The 20,422-nt window shown below is 57.2% G+C and carries 14 protein-coding genes, 4 tRNA genes and 1 pseudogene; 13 read left to right on the top strand and 6 right to left on the bottom strand.

The features are described from left to right. Positions 1-268: 268 nt before the first annotated feature. From RHM65_RS21300 to RHM65_RS21290, 3 genes are all read right to left on the bottom strand, one after another. A complete protein-coding gene (locus RHM65_RS21300; RefSeq protein ID WP_322169147.1) occupies positions 269-1,747 on the bottom strand; it encodes a methyl-accepting chemotaxis protein in 1,479 nt (492 codons plus the stop codon). A gap of 119 nt (positions 1,748-1,866) precedes the next feature. Continuing rightward, positions 1,867-3,354, bottom strand: coding sequence for an MDR family MFS transporter (locus RHM65_RS21295; protein ID WP_322170872.1), 1,488 nt, complete (start codon positions 3,352-3,354; stop codon positions 1,867-1,869). Between the two features lie 52 nt (positions 3,355-3,406). Then, entirely contained in the window at positions 3,407-4,459 is a 1,053-nt protein-coding gene (locus RHM65_RS21290) for an HlyD family secretion protein (RefSeq protein WP_322169149.1), read from the bottom strand. Between the two features lie 219 nt (positions 4,460-4,678). Between RHM65_RS21290 and gltX the strand changes: the two genes are divergently transcribed. The 8 genes from gltX to RHM65_RS21250 all read left to right on the top strand — a co-directional run bounded on the left by gltX (position 4,679) and on the right by RHM65_RS21250 (position 9,134). After that, positions 4,679-6,160, top strand: coding sequence for a glutamate--tRNA ligase (gene gltX, locus RHM65_RS21285; RefSeq protein WP_322169152.1), 1,482 nt, complete (start codon positions 4,679-4,681; stop codon positions 6,158-6,160). A gap of 186 nt (positions 6,161-6,346) precedes the next feature. Beyond that, positions 6,347-6,422: transfer RNA gene (locus tag RHM65_RS21280), tRNA-Ala, on the top strand. Between the two features lie 81 nt (positions 6,423-6,503). Beyond that, positions 6,504-6,579 (top strand) — tRNA-Glu (locus tag RHM65_RS21275). Between the two features lie 50 nt (positions 6,580-6,629). Then, a tRNA-Ala gene (locus tag RHM65_RS21270) sits at positions 6,630-6,705 on the top strand. Between the two features lie 79 nt (positions 6,706-6,784). Beyond that, positions 6,785-6,860: transfer RNA gene (locus RHM65_RS21265), tRNA-Glu, on the top strand. A 178-nt stretch (positions 6,861-7,038) separates the two neighbouring features. Beyond that, positions 7,039-7,578, top strand: coding sequence for a TetR/AcrR family transcriptional regulator (locus RHM65_RS21260; protein ID WP_322169155.1), 540 nt, complete (start codon positions 7,039-7,041; stop codon positions 7,576-7,578). An 82-nt stretch (positions 7,579-7,660) separates the two neighbouring features. Then, entirely contained in the window at positions 7,661-8,101 is a 441-nt protein-coding gene (locus RHM65_RS21255) for a thioesterase family protein (protein WP_322169158.1), read from the top strand. 73 nt (positions 8,102-8,174) lie between these two features. Then, complete coding sequence (locus tag RHM65_RS21250) at positions 8,175-9,134, top strand: tRNA dihydrouridine synthase (RefSeq protein WP_322169161.1); 960 nt, start codon at positions 8,175-8,177, stop codon at positions 9,132-9,134. 351 nt (positions 9,135-9,485) lie between these two features. Here RHM65_RS21250 and RHM65_RS21245 read toward each other — a convergent pair. Then, a pseudogene (locus tag RHM65_RS21245) lies at positions 9,486-12,320 on the bottom strand (EAL domain-containing protein); the annotation flags it as partial. 37 nt (positions 12,321-12,357) lie between these two features. Beyond that, the gene (locus tag RHM65_RS21240) at positions 12,358-13,314 is read right to left on the bottom strand and encodes a LysR family transcriptional regulator (RefSeq protein WP_322169165.1); all 957 of its coding nucleotides are present in this window, start codon (positions 13,312-13,314) and stop codon (positions 12,358-12,360) included. A gap of 166 nt (positions 13,315-13,480) precedes the next feature. Here RHM65_RS21240 and leuC point away from each other — a divergent pair, with 166 nt between their 5' ends. The 4 genes from leuC to asd all read left to right on the top strand — a co-directional run bounded on the left by leuC (position 13,481) and on the right by asd (position 17,944). Then, positions 13,481-14,905 (top strand): 3-isopropylmalate dehydratase large subunit, encoded by a 1,425-nt coding sequence (gene leuC / locus RHM65_RS21235; protein ID WP_322169168.1) that lies wholly within the window; start codon positions 13,481-13,483, stop codon positions 14,903-14,905. 10 nt (positions 14,906-14,915) lie between these two features. Further along, entirely contained in the window at positions 14,916-15,557 is a 642-nt protein-coding gene (gene leuD / locus RHM65_RS21230) for a 3-isopropylmalate dehydratase small subunit (protein WP_322169170.1), read from the top strand. 122 nt (positions 15,558-15,679) lie between these two features. Then, positions 15,680-16,762 carry a 3-isopropylmalate dehydrogenase gene (leuB, locus tag RHM65_RS21225; protein ID WP_322169173.1) on the top strand — a complete coding sequence of 361 codons (1,083 nt, stop codon included), beginning with the start codon at positions 15,680-15,682 and terminating at the stop codon, positions 16,760-16,762. A gap of 69 nt (positions 16,763-16,831) precedes the next feature. Next, positions 16,832-17,944 (top strand): aspartate-semialdehyde dehydrogenase, encoded by a 1,113-nt coding sequence (gene asd, locus RHM65_RS21220; protein ID WP_322169176.1) that lies wholly within the window; start codon positions 16,832-16,834, stop codon positions 17,942-17,944. A gap of 159 nt (positions 17,945-18,103) precedes the next feature. Here the strand turns inward: asd and RHM65_RS21215 are convergent, their stop codons facing one another. Beyond that, positions 18,104-19,234, bottom strand: a complete 1,131-nt coding sequence (locus RHM65_RS21215; protein WP_322169178.1) for an acyltransferase — start codon at positions 19,232-19,234, stop codon at positions 18,104-18,106. A gap of 185 nt (positions 19,235-19,419) precedes the next feature. Here RHM65_RS21215 and RHM65_RS21210 point away from each other — a divergent pair, with 185 nt between their 5' ends. Continuing rightward, positions 19,420-20,421: a 2-dehydro-3-deoxygalactonokinase gene (locus RHM65_RS21210; RefSeq protein ID WP_322169180.1), complete on the top strand. Its 1,002-nt coding sequence runs from the start codon at positions 19,420-19,422 to the stop codon at positions 20,419-20,421. Position 20,422: the final 1 nt, after the last annotated feature.

Here is a 20,422-nt window from a genome sequence, read left to right as displayed (position 1 = left end):
TTGAAGAATAGGCTTGGGGTACCGGAGCGGCGAATCGAGGTTGGCTATGGCGTTGATAGTGTTGCTGGATAGAGATCCGCCACGCCTTCGACGCCGTGCTGTCGCGCAGCAAAACACCGGACAACTGTAGGGGCTGCCGAAGTCTGCGAAGTCGGTAAGGCGCAGGGGATTTCATCGGCACCGAAAGACTCACGCCTGCGCACTGTGGGAGCAGGGTTGCCTGCGAAGAGGCCCAGGCCGGGCGGTGTATCAGGTACACCGCCCGTCATCACAACTTAAGCTGACCAATCGCCCGACTCAGTTCACCGGCCAGTGTGGCCAGTTCACCGCTGGTGGTGGCTGATTCTACGGTTTGCTGCACGGTCTGTTCGGTGACGTCGCGGATACTGACCACGGCGCGGTTCATTTCTTCCGCGACCTGGCTTTGTTCTTGGGCGGCTTCGGCGATCAGGGTATTGCTTTCGCGCATTTGGGCCACTGCATTCGTAATCGCTGCCAGCGCTTCGCCGGCTTCTTTGGCGTGTTGCACGCAATCGTCGGCCTTGAACGAGCTTTCCTGCATGAAGTCCACGGCGTCCCGGGTCCCAGCCTGCAGTGCTGCGACCATCTTGGTGATTTCATCGGTGGAGCTTTGCACGCGTTTCGCCAAGTTGCGCACTTCATCCGCGACCACGGCAAATCCGCGGCCCATCTCACCCGCGCGCGCCGCTTCGATGGCCGCGTTGAGCGCCAGCAGATTGGTTTGTTCGGCGATGCTGTGAATGACGTTGACCACGCCGTTGATTTTCTGACTGTCATCGGCCAATTGCCGGATCATTTCAGCGGTTTGTTGCACGCCGCTGGAGAGTCCGGCGATGGACACCTGCACCCGCTGAACCACGTCCTTGCCGGTTCCTGCCAAGGTATCAGCCGTTTGCGACTGATCTCGGGTAGACCCGGCGTGCTGGGCGATGTGGTAGACGGTGGAGGTCATTTCATTGATGGCGGTTGCGACTTGGTCGGTTTCGCTCTGTTGACCGAGCATGCCGTGGCGCACTTCGCTCATGCCCGCCGCCAGCTTGACCGCACCTTCATCAAGGCGGGCGGCGGTTTTGGCAACGATATTGACCACTCGCTGATAACCGGCCTGCATGGCATTGAACGCCTTGGCCATTTGCCCGACCTCATCGTCGCCTACCAACGGCACGCGAGCAGACAAATCACCGGTTTTCTCGACGTGGAGCATGACGTCCTTGAGGGTGTCGAGTTGGCTCAGCAGAAAGCGGATCAGCAACTGTGACGCAGCCAGCATCACGATGGTCAGGATGCACACCGCGACGGCGTACTGCGCCAAACGTTCGAACAGAACCTGTATCAGGCTTGGCGCGAAGGCCAGTACGGCAACACGTTGCCCATCAGGTCGGGCGATGACTTCGGCGCCGATAAGGGTTTCGTCGCCTTTGTTCTGAGCGCTCAAATCCACCCAGCCGCTGGCGTTAGCCAATTCAGTGAGTGGCTGGCTATTGAGGCTGGGTGCTTGACCCTGGGCAAAACTCAACAGGTTACTGATGGCCGGCAGCGGCTGCGTGCCGGGCCAACTGCCAAGCAAGCGCGCTTGCGCCTGTGCTGAGTATTGCGCCGCATTGACCCGGGCGTGCTGCTCAAGCTGCAAGGCGTACAACACCAGCGTCAGGGTGGTGAAAAAGGCCACCGCGTTGACGGCCCAGAATTTGTATTTCAGGGAAACATTGCTAAGCCAGGCGCCCATGAGAGGTCTTCTTTTGATTAGCTGAATAGATAAAGGCAAGGTGCCATTATTGTGCCGCCAATCTTCAGTGGACCTCTTGATATGGATCAAGGCAAGCTGATTTTATCCTGCCCTCTGTGTCAATGCGCCGCGCCGCCCTTGACGCCGACCGGCAAGGCCTTGGTCAGCAGCACCGCAATCATGCTCACCGCCAGCGCGATGCCGACGAAATGGAACGCATCGTTGTACGCCATGATCGTCGCCTGCTGGTGGGCGATTTCACTGAGTTTGCCCAAGGCGGCGGTTTCGTTGCCCAGCTTGTCGGTGAACAGGGCGATCCGCTCGGCGACTTGCGGGTTGCTCGGCACTATGGCCTCACGCAAGTAATCGAAATACACCTTGGTTCGCGCATCGAGCAGGGTCGACAGCAAGGCGATACCGATGGCGCCGCCGAGGTTGCGCAGGATGTTGAACAAGCTGGAAGCCGAACCCGCGTCTTTGGGTTGGATGTACACCGTGGCGATCAACGAGATGGTGACCATGATCATCGGTTGCCCTAGGGCGCGGATCAGTTGCACGTGATTGAATTGCGGGCCGGAGAAGTCCAGGTTAAGCACACCTGAGGCGAAACTGGCAAAACCAAACAGCCCGAAGCCCGCCGCGCAGAGCAGTTTCGGCGGCATGACTTTCATCAGTTGCGGCACCAGCGGGATCAAGAAAAGCTGCGGAATCCCCATCCACATGATCACTTCGCCGATCTGCTGCGAGTTGTAGCCTTGGATTTGCGCGAGGTACAGCGGCAGTAAATAAATCGAGCCGTACAGACCAACGCCCATGCCGACGCTGGAAATACTCGACAGGCCGAAATTGCGTTCGCCCAAAATCCTCAAATTGATCAGCGGTGCCGGTTTGGACAGTTGCACGATGACGAACGTGAGCAAGCTGATCAGCGCAATACTACCCAAGCCCACGATCAGGTTGGATTCGAGCCAATCTTCGCGATGGCCTTCTTCGAGAAATACCTGCAAACACCCCAACCCCACGGCCAGTGTGGCGATACCTAAATAGTCAGTGCTTTTAAGCAGCTCCCAATGCGACGCTTTCTTTTCCAGGCCGTAGAGCAAGCCGGCAATCATCAGCAAGCCGGGCGGGATGTTGATGTAGAAAATGTATTCCCAGCCGTAGTTTTCCGTCAGCCAGCCACCCAGCGTCGGCCCGATGGAAGGGGCAAAAGTCGCCGTCATCGCAAACAGCGCCATGCCCTTGGCGCGGTGGTGGACCGGCAGTTTGATCAGGGTCATGGTGAACGCCAGCGGGATCAACGCACCGCCGGTGAAGCCTTGCAACGCACGAAACACGATCATGCTGTTCAGGCTCCAGGCCATCGAACAGAGCATCGACGCCACCAAGAAACCACAGGACACCCACACCGCCAAGCGCCGCGCCGAGAGCAGTTGCACCAGCCAGGCGGTCAGCGGAATCATGATGATTTCCGCCACCAGATAAGAAGTCGAAATCCACGAGCCTTCTTCCAGCGTCGCCGACAATGCGCCTTGAATGTCCTTGAGCGATGAATTGGTGATCTGAATGTCCAGCACCGCCATGAACGCGCCGAGCATCACGCTCATGACCGCGATCCAGTCCCGTCGGCTCGGTTCGCCAACGGGACTGATCAGTTGATCACCGGCCACTGTCAGCGCCGTCGGTTTTGACTTTGACTTTAACCGTCACTGACATGCCAGGGCGGATTTTGCCGTGCAGAGGGTTGTCGGCGGCGAAGGTCAGCTTCACCGGAATGCGCTGTACGACTTTGGTGAAGTTGCCGGTAGCGTTGTCTGGCGGCAGCAGGCTGAATTGCGCGCCGGAAGCAGCGAACAGGCTTTCGACCTTGCCTTTGATGGGCGTGTCGGGATAGGCGTCAAACGTCAGCTCGGCGGGTTGGCCTGGCTGCATGTGTCCGATCTGGGTTTCCTTGAAGTTGGCCTGCACCCAGATGTCAGTGTCCGGCACGATGGACAGCAAATATGCACCGACCTGCACGTATTGCCCATTGCGCGCGCCACGTTGACCGATCATGCCGCTAAGGGGCGCATGTATTTCACTGCGTTGCAGATTGAGTTCGGCTTGAGCCAAGTCGGTTTTGGCGTTGGAGATTTGTGCGTCCAAGCGCTTGGTTTCAGCACCCAAAGCGACCACTTGCTGACGTTGGCCTTGTACGTCGGCCTGAGCTTTGGTGACTTGGGAGCGAGCTATATGGCTATCAGCAGACAGCGTGGTCACCCGCTCTTCTGAGATGTAACCGGATTTGCGCAGGGTTTGCGCCCGATTCAAATCGAGCTGCGTACGGCCTAAGGTCGCTTGGCTCGCGGCGACCTGGGCTTCAACTGACGCGATCAGGCTGCCTTGTTGGGTCAGTTTGCTTTGCGCTTGAATACGTTCGGCTTCATGCGTGGCGAGCATGGCTTGCGCGCGGTCCACGGCCATATGGAAGTCGGCGGCGTCAAGGCGGATCAACAACTGGCCTTTCTCGACGTGCTGGTTGTCCTGAACCAGGACCTCTTCGACCCGGGCGCCCAGTTGGCTGGAAATGCGGGTTATCTCACCCTGAACATAGGCGTTGTCGGTGGTTTCATAGAAGCGCCCCCTGAAGTACCACTGGGCAAAAAAGGCGAGGGCTATCAGCAGAACAATCGTGAAAAACACGAACAGGCGGCGTTTAAGTTGGGCAGGCATGGGCGTCTGAATTAGTTGAAATGTAGGCGAATTTATCAGTGTTTATATCTGGCATATAGCCATTCACCTTAATAATGGCTCGCGTTGATGTTCCGGTATTCATTTAGTCCGTTATGCCCTATCGGGTGTTTCACGGGGGAGTGATTGCCGCCCCGTGCTGGAGCCGTGGGGATGCGCCTGTTAACATTCGCCGCTTGTTCGACCTATTCGAGATTTTCAATGACCACCGTCCGCACCCGAATCGCGCCATCGCCCACCGGCGACCCCCACGTTGGCACTGCTTACATCGCATTGTTCAACTATTGCTTTGCCAAGCAGCATGGCGGCGAATTCATCCTGCGCATTGAAGACACCGATCAACTGCGCTCGACCCGAGAGTCAGAGCAGCAGATTTTCGATGCGCTGCGCTGGTTGGGTATCGAGTGGAGCGAAGGCCCGGACGTGGGCGGTCCGCATGGCCCGTATCGGCAGAGTGAGCGCGGCGAGATCTATCAGCAGTACGCCAAACAGCTGGTAGAGCTGGGTTACGCGTTCCCGTGTTTCTGCACCGCTGAAGAGCTGGATCAGATGCGCGCCGAGCAAATGGCCAAAGGCGAAACCCCGCGTTACGACGGTCGCGCACTGTTGCTTTCAAAAGAAGAAGTGCAGCGTCGTCTGGATGCTGGCGAACCCCACGTCATTCGCATGAAAGTGCCGAGCGTAGGCATCTGCGTGGTGCCAGATATGTTGCGCGGCGACGTTGAGATTCCGTGGGACCGCATGGACATGCAAGTGCTGATGAAGACCGACGGCTTGCCGACGTACTTCCTGGCCAACGTGGTCGACGATCACCTGATGGGTATCACCCACGTTTTACGTGGCGAAGAGTGGCTGCCATCAGCACCTAAATTGATCCTGCTTTACGAATATTTCGGCTGGGAACAACCGCAGTTGTGCTATATGCCGCTGCTGCGTAACCCGGACAAGAGCAAGTTGTCCAAACGCAAGAACCCGACCTCGGTAACGTTCTACGAGCGCATGGGTTTCATGCCTGAAGCGATGCTTAACTACCTGGGCCGTATGGGTTGGTCGATGCCGGACGAGCGCGAGAAGTTCTCGCTGCAGGAGATGGTCGATAACTTTGACCTTTCCCGTGTGTCCCTGGGCGGACCGATTTTTGACATCGAAAAACTGTCGTGGCTTAACGGCCAATGGCTGCGTGAGTTACCGGTTGAAGAGTTTGCCAGCCGTTTACAGACTTGGGCGCTGAATCCCGAGTACATGATGAAAATCGCACCCCATGTACAGGGGCGCGTTGAAACCTTTAGCCAAGTTGCGCCGTTGGCCAGTTTCTTCTTCGCCGGTGGTGTTCAGCCGGACGCCAAGTTGTTCGAGCACAAAAAGTTGTCGCCTGATCAAGTCCGTCAGCTGATGCAACTGATTTTGTGGAAACTGGAAATCTTGCGCCAGTGGAACAAAGACGCCATCACCGCCAGCATTCAATCGGTGGTTGAACACCTGGAGTTGAAGCTGCGCGATGCCATGCCGCTGATGTTTGCGTCGATTACCGGGCAGGCCAACTCGGTGTCAGTGACTGATGCCATGGAAATCCTCGGCCCAGACTTGACGCGCTTCCGTCTGCGACAGGCCATAGACTTGCTGGGTGGCGTTTCGAAGAAAGAAAACAAAGAGTGGGAAAAGCTGCTGGCGGCCATTGTCTAAGACTGTCCGTCAAGATTGCTGGCCATTGTGTCCGCCTGGAGGAGGGCGCACAGTGGCCAGCGTGTCCCCGGATTCAGGGGGTAAAGTGGTAAGTGATTGTTATGCCGACGAAAACCATTGATTTTTGTTGAAAATAAATTTGACAGGTTAGTTACTCGCGCTTAACATGCGCCCCGTCCACAACGTGGGGCTATAGCTCAGCTGGGAGAGCGCTTGCATGGCATGCAAGAGGTCAACGGTTCGATCCCGTTTAGCTCCACCAATTTGTACATTTCAAGGTTTGGCCACACCGACCCTGAATCGATCAAGGGCTCAGTCCTGATCACGTTACATAGAAGGTTAAGTCCCCTTCGTCTAGTGGCCTAGGACACCGCCCTTTCACGGCGGTAACAGGGGTTCGAGTCCCCTAGGGGACGCCAGTTTCAAGAAGCAGCTGTGAAGAGCTGCTCCGCCGCAAGGCGATAAATTTGGGGCTATAGCTCAGCTGGGAGAGCGCTTGCATGGCATGCAAGAGGTCAACGGTTCGATCCCGTTTAGCTCCACCAATTTGTACGGTTCGAGGTTTGGCCACACAAACCTTGGATCGACCAGCCTCAGGCTGGTCATGTGTATAGAAGGTTTTGCGTCCCCTTCGTCTAGTGGCCTAGGACACCGCCCTTTCACGGCGGTAACAGGGGTTCGAGTCCCCTAGGGGACGCCACGATTTTCCCGTTCTACGGGACCAAGGGTCATTCAATTATTGAATGACCCTTTTGTTTTTGTGCCGCTTTTATTCCTCTTTTGGCCTTCGCTTCTCCGGTGCCCGACCAGCGGCGAAAAATTCGGCTTGCCAACATTATTATGCAAATAATATTCTTTGCGTAATATCAGGAGGCGACATGAACGATAAGAAAGCTCAAACCCGCGACCGCATCCTTCAAGCAGCCAGCTCAGCCATGATTATGCGAGGCCCCATCGAACCTAGCGTTAGCGAAGTGATGGGCGCAGCAGGCTTGACCGTCGGCGGTTTCTACGCGCACTTCGAAAGCAAAGACGCCATGATGCTGGAGGTGTTTAGCCAGTTACTGTCGCGCCGCCGTGATGCGCTGGACGCCATCAGCGCAGACTTGCCGGGCGAGCAGCGTCGAGCGTTGCTGGCGGCGTTCTACCTGTCGCGCAAACACCGAGATGCTAGTGAGCAAGCCTGTCCGTTACCGGCCACTGTGGGCGAGTTGACGCGTTTGCCTGACAGCTTCCGCGAAGCCCTGGCTGAGCACGTGGAGCTGATGACGGCTCAATTGTCGTCCAGCCCTGAAGAAGCCAACACCGCGCTTGCTGACCTGGCGTTGATGCTCGGTGGTCTGGCGCTGGCTCGCGCGCTGGGTCCCGGCGACCTGTCGGATCGGGTGCTGCGCGCCGCTAAATCTGCCGTCCTCTGACAGTCCCGCGCCCATTGACCCGACCTTCCGTTACACTGCTCGCCAGTGACTTGCCGCCAATGGTAAGCAGGAAGGAGCGAGCATGAGTTGGGATCTGGTTACGCCATTCGTCATCGACTTGAGAGTGACGTCCGACGATATCGATGGGCTGGGGCACGCCAATAATGCGGTGTACGTCACTTGGCTTGAGCGTTGCGCGTGGCGGCATTCGCAGCAGCTTGGCCTGGACCTGGCCGAATACCGGCGAATCGACCGTGCAATGGCCGTGGTCCGCCACGAAATCGATTACCTGACCAGCGCCTATGAAGACGACGAACTGCAACTGGCGACCTGGATTGTCAGCTCAGACCAGCGCCTGAAAATGACCCGCCGATTTCAGCTCAAGCGTCCCAGCGATGGCGTGACCTTGCTGCGCGCTCAGACCACGTTTGTCTGTATTGAGTTGTCCACCGGCAAGCCCAAGCGCATGCCTGCGGAGTTCATTGAAGGCTACGGGCCCGCGCTGATAAACCCTCCCGCATAAAGTCGGCAGCGCATAAACGTTTCCAATCCGGGAACCGCCCCGTAAACTGCCGGACTTTTTTCGAGTGTGACCCATGCAAATTGCTTTGGCGCCCATGGAGGGTTTGGTCGATGACATCCTGCGCGATGTGCTGACCCAGGTCGGCGGCATCGACTGGTGCGTGACCGAGTTCATCCGCGTGTCCGAACGCTTGATGCCCGCTCACTACTTCTACAAATACGCTTCTGAGCTGCACAAGGGCGCGAAAACCGACGCTGGCGTACCGTTACGCCTGCAATTGCTCGGTTCCGACCCGGTATGCCTGGCCGAGAATGCCGCGTTCGCTTGCGAACTTGGTGCGCCGGTTATGGACCTGAACTTCGGCTGCCCAGCCAAAACCGTCAATCGCTCCCGTGGCGGCGCCATCCTGCTCAAAGAGCCTGAGTTGCTGCACCGGATTGTCGAGCATGTAAGGCGGGCGGTGCCTGCGCACATCCCGGTGACCGCCAAAATGCGCCTCGGTTACGAGAGTCCAGAGGGGGCGTTGGATTGCGCGCGGGCGTTGGCCGACGGCGGTGCCGAGCAAATCGTGGTGCATGCACGGACCAAGGTCGACGGCTATAAACCGCCTGCGCATTGGGAATGGATCGCTCGCATCCAGGACGTGGTTAACGTGCCGGTGGTTGCCAATGGCGAAATCTGGACCGTTGAAGACTGGCGACGCTGCCGTGAAATCTGTGGCGCCCGAGACATCATGATCGGCCGCGGGCTGGTGGCACGTCCAGACCTGGCGCGGCAGATCGCAGCGGCCGAAGCGGGCGAAGAAGTAGTCGAGATGACCTGGCCAGAACTGCTGCCCATCGTGCACGTGTTCTGGCTGCACGCGCTGGAAAAAATGACCCCTATTCAAGCGCCCGGCCGTTTGAAGCAATGGCTAGCCCTGTTGACCAAAAGCTATCCCGAAGCCACCGAACTGTTCAATACCCTGCGCCGCGAAACCGATTGCCAGCGCATCGGGCAGTTGATTGGTTTCAGGCACCGCGAAGCGGCTTGAGCGCTTAGGTGAACGGCATATGCCCTATAGGAGGGTCCGCCACGTCTTCGACGCTGCGCTGTCGCGCAACAAGCTGGGCTGCACTTTGTTTAGCTTGAGGCTGCAGCGTGTCAGAAGAAAAGCCTTCCCGAATAAATTCGGTCCCACGGTTTTTTGCGCTGCACAGATTCAAGGAGCTGCAGAAGGCTGCGATCAGATATTCAGTGCCTACTGTTCCGTGTCTGGCGAAGTCTCTGTGGAAGTTGGCTTGCCAACGAAAGCGTCATTGCAAGCGACCCAGGTTTCAGGTCGACATCAGTATCGCGATTACCGGCCTCTTCGCAGGCAAGCCTGCTCCCACAGGTTGGCGGTTCACAACCCTTGATCCACGCTCAATAACCCTACAAAACCCTCCAGGGGCAGCGGCTCACTAAATAGATACCCCTGATACAAGTGACAGCCCAGTTGTTCCAGAAACCGCAACTGCTCGGGTTTTTCCACGCCTTCGGCAATCACCACCAAATTCAAACTTTGCGCCATGGCGACGATGGCGCGGATGATTTCGGCGTCATTGGGGTCGGTCGTGGCGTCGCGGACGAAGGATTGATCGATCTTCAGCGCATCCACCGGCAGCCGCTTGAGGTACGTCAAGGACGAATACCCGGTCCCGAAGTCGTCCATGGCAAAGGTGACGCCCATTTTTTTCAGGCGGCGCATCTTGGCGATAGTGTCTTCCACATTCTGGATCACGATGCCTTCGGTGATTTCCAGCTTCAGCAGGCGGGCAGGGAAGTGGTGGATTCGAAGGCTACGCTCAACGCGTTCGACGAAATCACTCTGGCGAAACTGTCGGGGGCTGATGTTGACGCACATGCTGAAATTCGAATCGATCAGCGCTTTGTGCAACAACTCGCCGCCCACTTTGCAGGCTTCGTCGAGAATCCAACTGCCGACTTCCAGGATCATCCCGCTGTCTTCCAGCACTCGGATGAATTGCGTCGGAGACATGGCGCCCATTTGCGGATGATGCCAGCGCAGTAATGCTTCGGCACCGACGATACGGTCGTCCCTGGCATCTACCTGCGGCTGGTAATGCAAGCTGAATTCGCCGCGCGCCAAGGCCAGGCGCAGATCGTTTTCCAGGCGTAGACGGTCGCTGGCGGCTTTTTGCATAGTGCTGTGGAACAGTTGCGTCGTGTTGCGGCCCGAATCCTTGGCCCGATACAGCGCAATGTCCGCACGTTTGAGCAAGTCAGCCGGGGTTTCGCCGTGGTCCGGGATCAGTGCCACGCCGATGCTCGGCGTCACCTGCAGACGCTGGCCGTCGAGAAACATCGGTTGGGCGAGCAACTCGCGCAAGGTGTCGGCAAGCTTGCGTACCTGATAAGTAACCTCGGCCCGGGAACCTTTCAGGCCGCCGAGTAGCACTACAAACTCATCACCGCCCAGGCGCGCAACGGTGTCTTCCATGCGCACACTGGCCTCCAGCCGTGCGGTGACAATCTTCAATACGCTGTCGCCCACCGGATGACCGAGGGAGTCGTTGATGTGCTTGAAGTGATCAAGGTCAAGAAACAGCAAAGCACCACGCAGGTTTTGGCGTTTGAGTACCTCGATTTGTTCACTTAGACGTTCCATCAAGAACGCACGGTTGGGCAGGTCGGTGAGGGGGTCGTGGTAGGCCAGATGCTGAATCTGCGCTTGGGCGTTCTTCAACTGGCTGACGTCGCGGGTGGTCATCAGCAGGCACGCGGTATCGTTCAACGTGATCGGTTCCACTGACACTTCAACCGTCAACACCTCGCCTTTTTTATTGCGCGCGAGCATTTCCCGGTGATGCACCCGACCGTGTTCCTGCAAATCATTGATGATCAGGTTGCGCTGCAACTGGTCAGCCCAGATGCCAATTTCGAACGCGGTGCGGCCCACTACATAGTCGCTGTCGTAACCGGTGAGTCGGTAGAAACCATCATTAACCTCAAGGTAGCGACCCGAATCACGCTCGGTGATGGTGATCGCGTCGGGGCTTAAGTGAAATGCTTTGGCGAATTTCTCTTCACTGGCCTTGAGCGCGGCTTCATCCCGTCGTTGCTGGGTGACATCACGCAGGCTAGTGACAATGCACTGCTGTTCGTCCACCACGATCAAGCGACTGGAAATGACACAAGTCAGCTGTTCGCCGTCCTTGTGCCGCAACAGCACTTCGAAATTATCCAGGCCTTTGTCACGGACAATTTGCTGGTTGCGCTTCACACGTTTTAGCGGGTCGGCCCAAAACTCGATGTCCTTGACGTTCAGGCCGATGACTTCATCCGCTTTCCAGCCAAACGTGTGGGAGAAGCTGGGATTGATCTCGATGAACTCACCGGTATCGAATTGGGTGACGCAGACCGGGTCGGGGCTGGCTTGAAACAGGCTGGCAAACTTTTCTTCGGAGCTGATCAGGCGCTGTTCGCGCTCAACCTGCTCGGTGATGTCCAGCAAGGTGCCCGCCATGCGCAAGGGCTCACCTTTGGCGTCGCGGTGCAGGCGGGCGCGGCTTTCGAGAAAACGGGAGGTACCGTCCGCCAGTTGGATGCGGTAGGTGACTTGGTAGTTGCCCGCAGGACCTTCGCGCAAGCTGCGATACGCTTGGCGCATGTTGTCACGGTCCTCGCCGGAAACGCCGTCAAAAAATGCATCAAATGATTCATGAAAGGGTTCGGCCGGCATGCCGTGTAACGCCGCTGAGCGTGCCGATCCATAGAGCATGCCTGAGGGGATGTGCCAGTCCCAGGTGCCCAGTTGTGCAGAATCCAGCGCCAGGTCCAGGCGCTCCTGACTGTCCTTGAGCGCCTGTTCGGCACGCTTGTGCTCGGTGGTGTCGAGAAAGGTACTGAGAATATAAGCGCAGCCGTCCAGCTCGATTTTCTGTACGCAGAGCGTGCCGTCGTGGGTGCGACCATTGCTGGCGTTGAACTGAACTTCAAGGCTGACAGGTTTGGGTTCGCCTTCGATCAGCCGCAATATTTGCAAGCGCTGAGCTGGCTCGGTCCACAAGCCGATGTCAACGGTCGTGCGGCCCAGAACCGCTTTAATCTGCCAGCCCAGCAAACTTTCGAAATAGCGATTGGCCTCGCAAATCAACCCATCGTCCAGACGTGTCAGGAGTACGACGTTGGGACTGAGGTTATACAGAGTCGCAAAGCGTCGTTCTGGTCCGCTGAGTTCAGTGGACCGACTGAGTGCAAGGAAGGGCAAGCTGTCAGCTGTCTTGGGCATCGTTCAACAAACCTTGAGGCGCGGCGAACAAGTGGTCCCCTTCAGCCCGAAGAATGCTGGCGTCAGGGGCAATGATTTGTGCGTCCAACAACGCCATGAATGCCCTGGCAGCGTTGGACAACGTACGCTCGGTGTGGACGATATAGCCTAACTGGCGCGTCAGTTGTATACCCGGTAACGGAATGCGCGCCACCTGATTGTCGAGCATGGTGCGTGGCAGCACACTCCACGCCAAACCGATGGAAACCATCATCTTGATGGTCTCCATATAGTTGGTGCTCATGGCAATATTCGGTTTCAATCCTTGAGCTTCGCACAAGCGGCTGACGATGTGGTGAGTAAAGGTATTTTCGCCGGGAAACACTGCCGGATAACGCGCGACGTCGGTCAGACCGACAGGGCCATTGTTGACCAGCGGGTGCTCCGGGGCAGCAACAAAATCCAGCGGGTCATCCCAGACCAGCACGGCTTTCATCAGCGCATGGGGTTGCGGTGCCAAGGTAATCACCGCCAGCTCTGCGCGACCATGGAGGATTTCGTCGTAGGCCACTTCCGAGTCGAGAAACTGGATGTCCAGCGCCACCTCGGGATAGCGTCGGGTGAACTCGCGCAATAGTGGCGGCAGACGGTGCAGGCCGATGTGGTGGCTGGTGGCCAATGTGAGGCGCCCGCTGACTTCGCCGGTCAGGTTAGTCAGCGCACGACGGGTGTCGTCAAGCACGCTGAGAATTTGATAGGCCCTTGGCAGCAGCGCCCGACCGGCTTCGGTCAAGCTGACCTCCCGGCCCAAGCGGTCGAACAGCCTGACGTTAAGTTGCTGTTCCAGACCGGCAATACGCTTACTGATGGCGGGCTGGGTGAGGTGCAAGCGCTCGCCTGCCGTGGAGAAACCACCGGTCTCGGCAATCGCGATAAAAGCATTGAGGTTGGCCAAGTCCATCGTCGTATTCCAGTAAGTTATCCAAAGCATAAAAAATATGAATTTGAGTTATTTAATCATACCCCATAGGATTCACCTCACAAGCCACGAGGTCATTGTGTTAACCGGTTAAAAAATCGGGGCGCGGGTGATTGGCATAGATAGACCGCTGATGAGGAAACGTCTGATGGCCGGCAAAACGCTCTACGACAAGCTTTGGGAATCGCACGTGGTTAAACAGCGCGATGATGGTTCGGCGCTGATTTATATCGACCGTCACATCATTCATGAAGTGACCTCGCCGCAAGCCTTTGAAGGGCTTCGGTTGGCCAAGCGCGCACCTTGGCGGATCGACGCCAACATCGCCACCGTAGACCACAACGTGCCGACTACTCCGGACCGCCTGGGCGGGATCGAAGCCATCGTTGACCAAGTGTCGCGCCTGCAGGTCCAGACCTTGGATGACAACTGCGACGAATATGGCATTACTGAATTCAAGATGAATGACCCACGTCAGGGTATCGTTCATGTGATCGGTCCCGAGCAGGGCGCGACCTTGCCAGGCATGACCGTGGTCTGCGGCGATTCGCACACCTCCACCCACGGCGCGTTCGGTGCCTTGGCCCACGGTATCGGTACCTCGGAGGTCGAGCACGTGCTCGCCACTCAGTGCCTGGTGGCCAAGAAAATGAAAAATATGCTGGTCTCGGTCGAAGGCACATTGCCGTTTGGCGTGACCGCTAAAGACGTCGTGCTGGCGATCATCGGCAAAATCGGCACCGCCGGCGGCAATGGCCACGCCATTGAGTTCGCCGGTAGCGCCATCCGCGACTTGTCGGTTGAAGGCCGCATGACCATCTGCAACATGTCCATCGAAGCCGGCGCCCGTGTGGGTCTGGTCGCCGCCGATGAAAAGACCGTTGCGTACGTGAAAGGTCGTCCATTTGCCCCGAAAGGCGCAGAGTGGGACTTGGCGGTTGAAGCCTGGAAAGACTTGGTGTCCGACACGGATGCGACGTTCGACACCGTGGTTAAACTCGACGCTACCCAGATCAAGCCACAAGTCAGCTGGGGCACATCCCCGGAAATGGTCTTGGCGGTGGATCAAAACGTGCCTGACCCGGCTCAAGAAGCTGATTTGGTCAAACGCGGCTCCATTGAACGTGCTCTGAAATACATGGGTTTGAAAGCCAATCAGGCGATCACCGATATCCAGTTGGATCGGGTGTTCATCGGTTCTTGCACCAACTCGCGAATCGAAGACTTGCGCGCTGCGGCCGACATTGCCAAAGGCAACAAAGTCGCCTCGACCATCAAGCAAGCGATCGTGGTGCCAGGTTCAGGTCTGGTTAAAGCGCAGGCTGAGAAAGAAGGGCTGGACAAGATCTTCATCGAAGCCGGTTTCGAGTGGCGTGAACCGGGCTGTTCCATGTGCCTGGCGATGAACCCGGACCGTTTGGAATCCGGCGAGCATTGCGCGTCTACCTCCAACCGCAACTTCGAAGGCCGTCAAGGCGCGGGTGGTCGTACGCACCTGGTCAGCCCGGCCATGGCCGCAGCGGCGGCGATTAACGGTCGATTCGTCGACGTTCGCAACTTGATCCAACACTGAGGAGCCCAGCATGAAAGCATTTACTCAGCACACCGGCCTTGTCGCTCCTTTGGATCGTGCCAACGTTGACACCGATCAGATCATTCCCAAGCAGTTTCTGAAGTCGATCCGGCGCACCGGTTTTGGCCCCAACCTGTTTGATGAGTGGCGTTATCTGGACATCGGGCAACCGTATCAAGACAACTCCAAGCGTCCGTTGAATAAGGATTTCGTGCTCAACCACGAACGTTATCAAGGGGCGAGCGTATTGCTCGCCCGTGAGAACTTCGGTTGCGGCTCCAGCCGTGAGCACGCGCCGTGGGCGCTGGAAGAATATGGCTTTTGCAGCGTCATCGCGCCGAGTTATGCCGATATCTTCTTCAACAACAGCTTCAAGAATGGCCTGTTGCCGATCATTCTGAGCGATGTAGAAGTCGATGAATTGTTCGAGCAAGTCGACGCCAATCCGGGTTATCAACTGAGCATTGATCTGGAAGCGCAGACGGTGACCCGTCCAGACGGTAAAGTGTTGAGCTTTGAAGTCGATGCGTTCCGTAAACATTGTCTGCTCAACGGTTTGGATGACATCGGCCTGACCTTGATGGACGCCGATGCGATTGCCAGTTTTGAAGGCAAGCACCGGGCTAGCCAGCCTTGGTTGTTTCGCGACTGATCGTACCTGTAGGAGCCAACGTGTTGGCGAGGCGTACAACGCGGTGTATCAGATACGCCGCTTCGCCAACAAGTTGGTTCCTACAGAGGTTCGTTTACGTTTTATAAAGAATTGAGGAAACCATGAGCAAGCAGATTCTGATTCTCCCGGGTGATGGCATCGGTCCTGAAATCATGGCTGAGGCGGTTAAGGTGCTGGAACTGGCCAATGACAAATATCAGCTGGGTTTTGAACTCAGTCACGATCTGATTGGCGGTTCAGCCATCGATAAGCACGGCGTGCCATTGGCGGATGAAACCCTGGCCCGTGCTCACGCAGCTGACGCCGTATTGCTCGGCGCGGTGGGTGGACCGAAATGGGACAAGCTGGACCGTTCGATTCGCCCGGAAAAAGGCCTGTTGAAAATCCGTTCGCAATTGAAGCTGTTCGCTAACCTGCGTCCGGCCATTCTGTACCCGCAACTCGCTGAGGCTTCGACCTTGAAGCCAGAAGTGGTGTCGGGGCTGGATATCCTCATCGTTCGCGAACTGACCGGTGGTATCTATTTCGGCGCCCCACGCGGCATCCGAACCCTCGATAATGGCGAGCGCGAAGGCTACAACACGCTGCCGTACAGCGAGAGTGAGATCCGTCGTATTGCCCGTGCAGGTTTCGACATGGCGCGTCTGCGCAGCAAAAAGCTGTGTTCAGTGGACAAAGCCAACGTGCTTGAAGCCAGCCAGTTGTGGCGTGAAGTGGTCGAAGAAGTTGCGAAGGATTACCCTGACGTTGAGTTGAGCCACATGTACGTCGACAACGCTGCCATGCAATTGGTCAAGGCGCCGAAACAGTTCGACGTGATCGTCACCGAAAACATGTTTGGCGACATCTTGTCCGATCAGGCGTCGATGCTCACCGGTTCCATCGGCATGCTGCCGTCGGCGTCGCTGGACATCAACAACAAGGGCATGTACGAGCCGTGTCACGGTTCGGCGCCGGACATCGCCGGGCAGGGCATTGCCAACCCGCTGGCGACGATTCTGTCGGTATCAATGATGTTGCGTTACAGCTTCAATCTGAACGACGCCGCCGATGCCATCGAGAAGGCTGTGAGCCTGGTTCTGGACCAAGGTTTGCGCACCGGTGACATCTGGTCTACGGGTAACGCCAAGGTTGGAACACAGGAAATGGGCGATGCAGTAGTCGCCGCGCTGCGGAATCTGTAATCTCTCGGGCCCGCTGCCTCCAAAGTCTTTGGCGGCAGCGTCCCACTTTTTGTTAAGGGTGTAGTTGCGATGAAACGTGTAGGTCTGATCGGTTGGCGCGGTATGGTCGGTTCCGTGCTCATGCAGCGGATGCTGGAAGAGCAGGATTTTGATCTGATCGAACCGGTGTTCTTCACCACGTCCAACGTGGGTGGCCAAGGCCCGGCTGTGGGCAAGGATACTGCACCGCTCAAAGATGCTTACAGCATCGACGAACTCAAAACCCTTGACGTGGTTCTGACCTGTCAGGGTGGCGACTACACCAACGAAGTATTTCCGAAGCTGCGTGAAGCGGGCTGGAAGGGCTACTGGATCGATGCCGCGTCGAGCCTGCGTATGCAGGATGACGCCGTGATCGTGCTGGACCCGGTTAACCGCCGGGTCATTGACCAGCAACTGGATGCCGGAACCAAGAATTACATCGGCGGCAACTGCACCGTCAGCTTGATGTTGATGGGCTTGGGCGGCTTGTTTGAAGCCGGTCTGGTCGAGTGGATGAATGTCATGACCTATCAGGCGGCCTCCGGGGCTGGCGCGCAGAACATGCGTGAACTGATCAAGCAGATGGGCGCCGCCCACGCCTCGGTGGCGGACGAATTGGCGAATCCCGCCAGCGCTATCCTCGACATTGACCGCAAGGTGGCTGAAGCCATGCGCAGCGAAGGGTTCCCGACGGAAAACTTCGGTGTGCCATTGGCCGGTAGCCTGATCCCGTGGATCGACAAGGAACTGCCCAACGGTCAGAGCCGTGAAGAATGGAAAGGCCAGGCTGAGACCAACAAGATTCTAGGTCGCTTCAAGAGCCCGATTCCGGTGGACGGTATTTGCGTGCGCATCGGCTCCATGCGCTGCCACAGCCAGGCTTTGACCATCAAACTGAACAAAGACGTACCGATTGCCGACATCGAAGGCATGATCAGCCAGCACAACCCTTGGGTGAAACTGGTGCCAAACCACCGGGAGGCCAGCATTCAAGACCTGAGCCCGACGGCAGTGACCGGCACCATGAGCATTCCAGTTGGACGTTTGCGCAAGCTGAACATGGGGTCGCAATACCTGGGCGCGTTTACCGTTGGCGACCAATTGCTCTGGGGCGCAGCCGAACCGCTACGTCGCATGCTGCGAATTTTGCTGGAGCGTTGATTTAGTCGAAGCTTAAAAAACCGCGTCTAAAAATGACGCGGTTTTTTTGTTCATTTTGGTTAAACGTCTGTAGCAGCCAACGTGTTGGCGAGGCGTTTGACGTGATACACCGCGTCAAGCCCTTCGCCAACACGTTGGCTCCAGAAGAATACGATCTGATCAGTCGGCAAGCCTTTCATCGCCACGCAACGTATTCCATCGCTTGCCCAGCGCTATGCCGGGCCGTTCGATGTACCGGTAGGTCAGCGCTGATACACCCAGCACCGCAATCAACTCAACCATGATCAGCAGGTTATCCAGCAGCGCGCTGCCGGTGCTGATGTAACGTATCGCTGTGCCCGGTAGATCAATCATCAGCGACAAACCGGAGAGCTTAGCGCTCATCATCACAGCGACAGTGGTCACGAAAATCACTGCAGCGTGGGTCATGTAGATCGAAAACCAGCGCTCTCCAAGCCACTCCAATAGACGCCCGCGCAGCAGTAACGATATCGCACCTGCCTCAAACGCAAAGACCCCGACTGCCACACAGAACAGTATCGCCAGCGCGGCGTCCTGTGATGTTTCGCTGCGGGTCATGACGAGGTAAATCAGCCCAAGAATCATCACCTCCAACACGCTGCCCACTAATAGGCTCAAGCGCAGAGGGCGCAATCGGGTATAAATCCGATACGTGATGCCCCCCGCAAAGAAACAGCTCACACCGCGTAAGACGTTGTCCGCCAGCGGTGTATTGCCGACATACAGCCCAAGTACCGCCAGCACAGCCAGCGCCCCATAGGCCTTGGTCGATTGTCGCGGCAACATCAGTGCGACCCCGCCAAACAGCAGGCATACGTAATACCCGACGCTGACGATCCACGATGGATAGTTGAATGACAGGGCGTTGAAGCCCGGCCACCAGGCTTGGATCAGCAACAGGTTGGGCACAATCTCGCCGACAGCCCGGTCGCCGGTAAAGCTGACATTGTTGAGGGTAATGCCGCGGCGCTCAAGGATCAGCTTCAAACACTCGAAGCCTATAAAGACCAGCAGCATGAACAGGTGCAACGGATACACCCGGCACGTACGCGTGACCATGAACTGACGCAGTTGCGCCGTCGAACCCAACGACTGGGCATAGCGCTGATACAACACAAACCCGCTCAGCGCGAAAAAGTACTCGACGAGGTAATGGGCCGTCTTGAACAGCGGGCATTCAGTGATGCTTTGCAGCACATGAGAGTGGTGAACGACCATGGCTAAGGCACACAGGCCGCGAAGGCTATTCAATGCTTGAAATTGCTTCATCAGGTTCATCCTTGGAATGTTCAGTCTGTGCCGACACTGCCAGCGTAGAGCACCTATTACTTCTTCGCACTATCCCTATATATGGGATATGAATTTACATATTGAGATATGTTGTGTTTCGGGTTTATAGTCGATCTCGCCACGCAAATGGCACCTTCATTACCCGAACAATAAAAGGTGAAGCGATGCAGGCGCATTTGATCGCGCTCGACTGGGGAACAACCTCCCTTCGTGCTTATCGACTTGGCGAACACGGCCAAGTGCTGGACCAGCGCTTCCTGAGCGCAGGCATCATGCAACTGCCCACCACGCCGCGACTGATCGCGGGCGTGATGTGTGCCAATGGATTTGAACTGGCGTTCGACGAGGCCTGTGGTGACTGGCTCGACGCACAGCCGGGAACACCGGTTATCGCCTGCGGCATGGTTGGTAGCGCGCAAGGCTGGCGCGAAGCGGTGTACCGCGAAACGCCAGCGGATGTCGCCGGTCTCAGCGCTGCGTTGCAAACCGTGCGCAGTGCGCGCGGAGTTGACGTCCACATCGTCCCCGGTGTGTTGCAGCGATCGGCGTTGCCCAATGTAATGCGCGGCGAAGAAACCCAAGTGCTGGGTATTCTCGCCAGTTTGCCCATCCAAGCCCCAGAGCAATCAATCTTGATCGGCCTACCGGGCAGCCATTCGAAATGGGTCCAGGTGGCTGACGGTTGCATCGTGCACTTCGATACGTTCATGACCGGCGAGGTGTATGCAGCGCTCAGCACCCACACCATCCTGGGTCGCACCATGCGTATCAGCGAAACCTTCGACGGCGCCGCATTTGATCGAGGCGTCGAGGTTGCTCTGTCAGACGATGGCGCTGCCGGGCCGCTGTCGACCATCTTCAGTTGCCGGACCTTGGGCTTGACCGGTGAGCTGAGTGCTGATGCCCAGCCTGATTACCTGTCGGGGCTGTTGATCGGTCACGAATTGGTCGCGTTGGCCGCCTTACAGCGACGACGCCACGCTTTAGATACACGGCTTCCCCCCATCATCCTGATCGGCAATGCCCAGCTCTGCGCGCGCTATTCTCGTGCGCTGGCTGCCTGCGGTTTCGCTCAGGTGACCTTGGCCGAACAGGCCACCGAACGCGGTTTGTGGCAGTTGGCGGTGCAGGCCAACTTGCTCAAACCCACTTTTTCAGAGGTCTGAC

This window comes from Pseudomonas sp. CCI4.2, from assembly GCF_034350045.1.
Classification (GTDB): Bacteria; Pseudomonadota; Gammaproteobacteria; order Pseudomonadales; family Pseudomonadaceae; genus Aquipseudomonas.
Note: the sequence above shows the minus strand (reverse complement) of the source record. Positions and strands in the feature narration are given on the sequence as shown.

Coding starts and splice junctions, on each gene's coding strand:
- gltX (WP_322169152.1), top strand. CDS start 4,679: ATGACCACCGTCCGCACCCGAATCGCGCCATCGCCCACCGGCGACCCC.
- RHM65_RS21260 (WP_322169155.1), top strand. CDS start 7,039: ATGAACGATAAGAAAGCTCAAACCCGCGACCGCATCCTTCAAGCAGCC.
- leuB (WP_322169173.1), top strand. CDS start 15,680: ATGAGCAAGCAGATTCTGATTCTCCCGGGTGATGGCATCGGTCCTGAA.
- leuC (WP_322169168.1), top strand. CDS start 13,481: ATGGCCGGCAAAACGCTCTACGACAAGCTTTGGGAATCGCACGTGGTT.
- RHM65_RS21240 (WP_322169165.1), bottom strand. CDS start 13,314: ATGGACTTGGCCAACCTCAATGCTTTTATCGCGATTGCCGAGACCGGT.
- RHM65_RS21255 (WP_322169158.1), top strand. CDS start 7,661: ATGAGTTGGGATCTGGTTACGCCATTCGTCATCGACTTGAGAGTGACG.
- leuD (WP_322169170.1), top strand. CDS start 14,916: ATGAAAGCATTTACTCAGCACACCGGCCTTGTCGCTCCTTTGGATCGT.
- RHM65_RS21250 (WP_322169161.1), top strand. CDS start 8,175: ATGCAAATTGCTTTGGCGCCCATGGAGGGTTTGGTCGATGACATCCTG.
- RHM65_RS21300 (WP_322169147.1), bottom strand. CDS start 1,747: ATGGGCGCCTGGCTTAGCAATGTTTCCCTGAAATACAAATTCTGGGCC.
- RHM65_RS21215 (WP_322169178.1), bottom strand. CDS start 19,234: ATGAAGCAATTTCAAGCATTGAATAGCCTTCGCGGCCTGTGTGCCTTA.
- asd (WP_322169176.1), top strand. CDS start 16,832: ATGAAACGTGTAGGTCTGATCGGTTGGCGCGGTATGGTCGGTTCCGTG.
- RHM65_RS21295 (WP_322170872.1), bottom strand. CDS start 3,354: ATGAGCGTGATGCTCGGCGCGTTCATGGCGGTGCTGGACATTCAGATC.
- RHM65_RS21210 (WP_322169180.1), top strand. CDS start 19,420: ATGCAGGCGCATTTGATCGCGCTCGACTGGGGAACAACCTCCCTTCGT.
- RHM65_RS21290 (WP_322169149.1), bottom strand. CDS start 4,459: ATGCCTGCCCAACTTAAACGCCGCCTGTTCGTGTTTTTCACGATTGTT.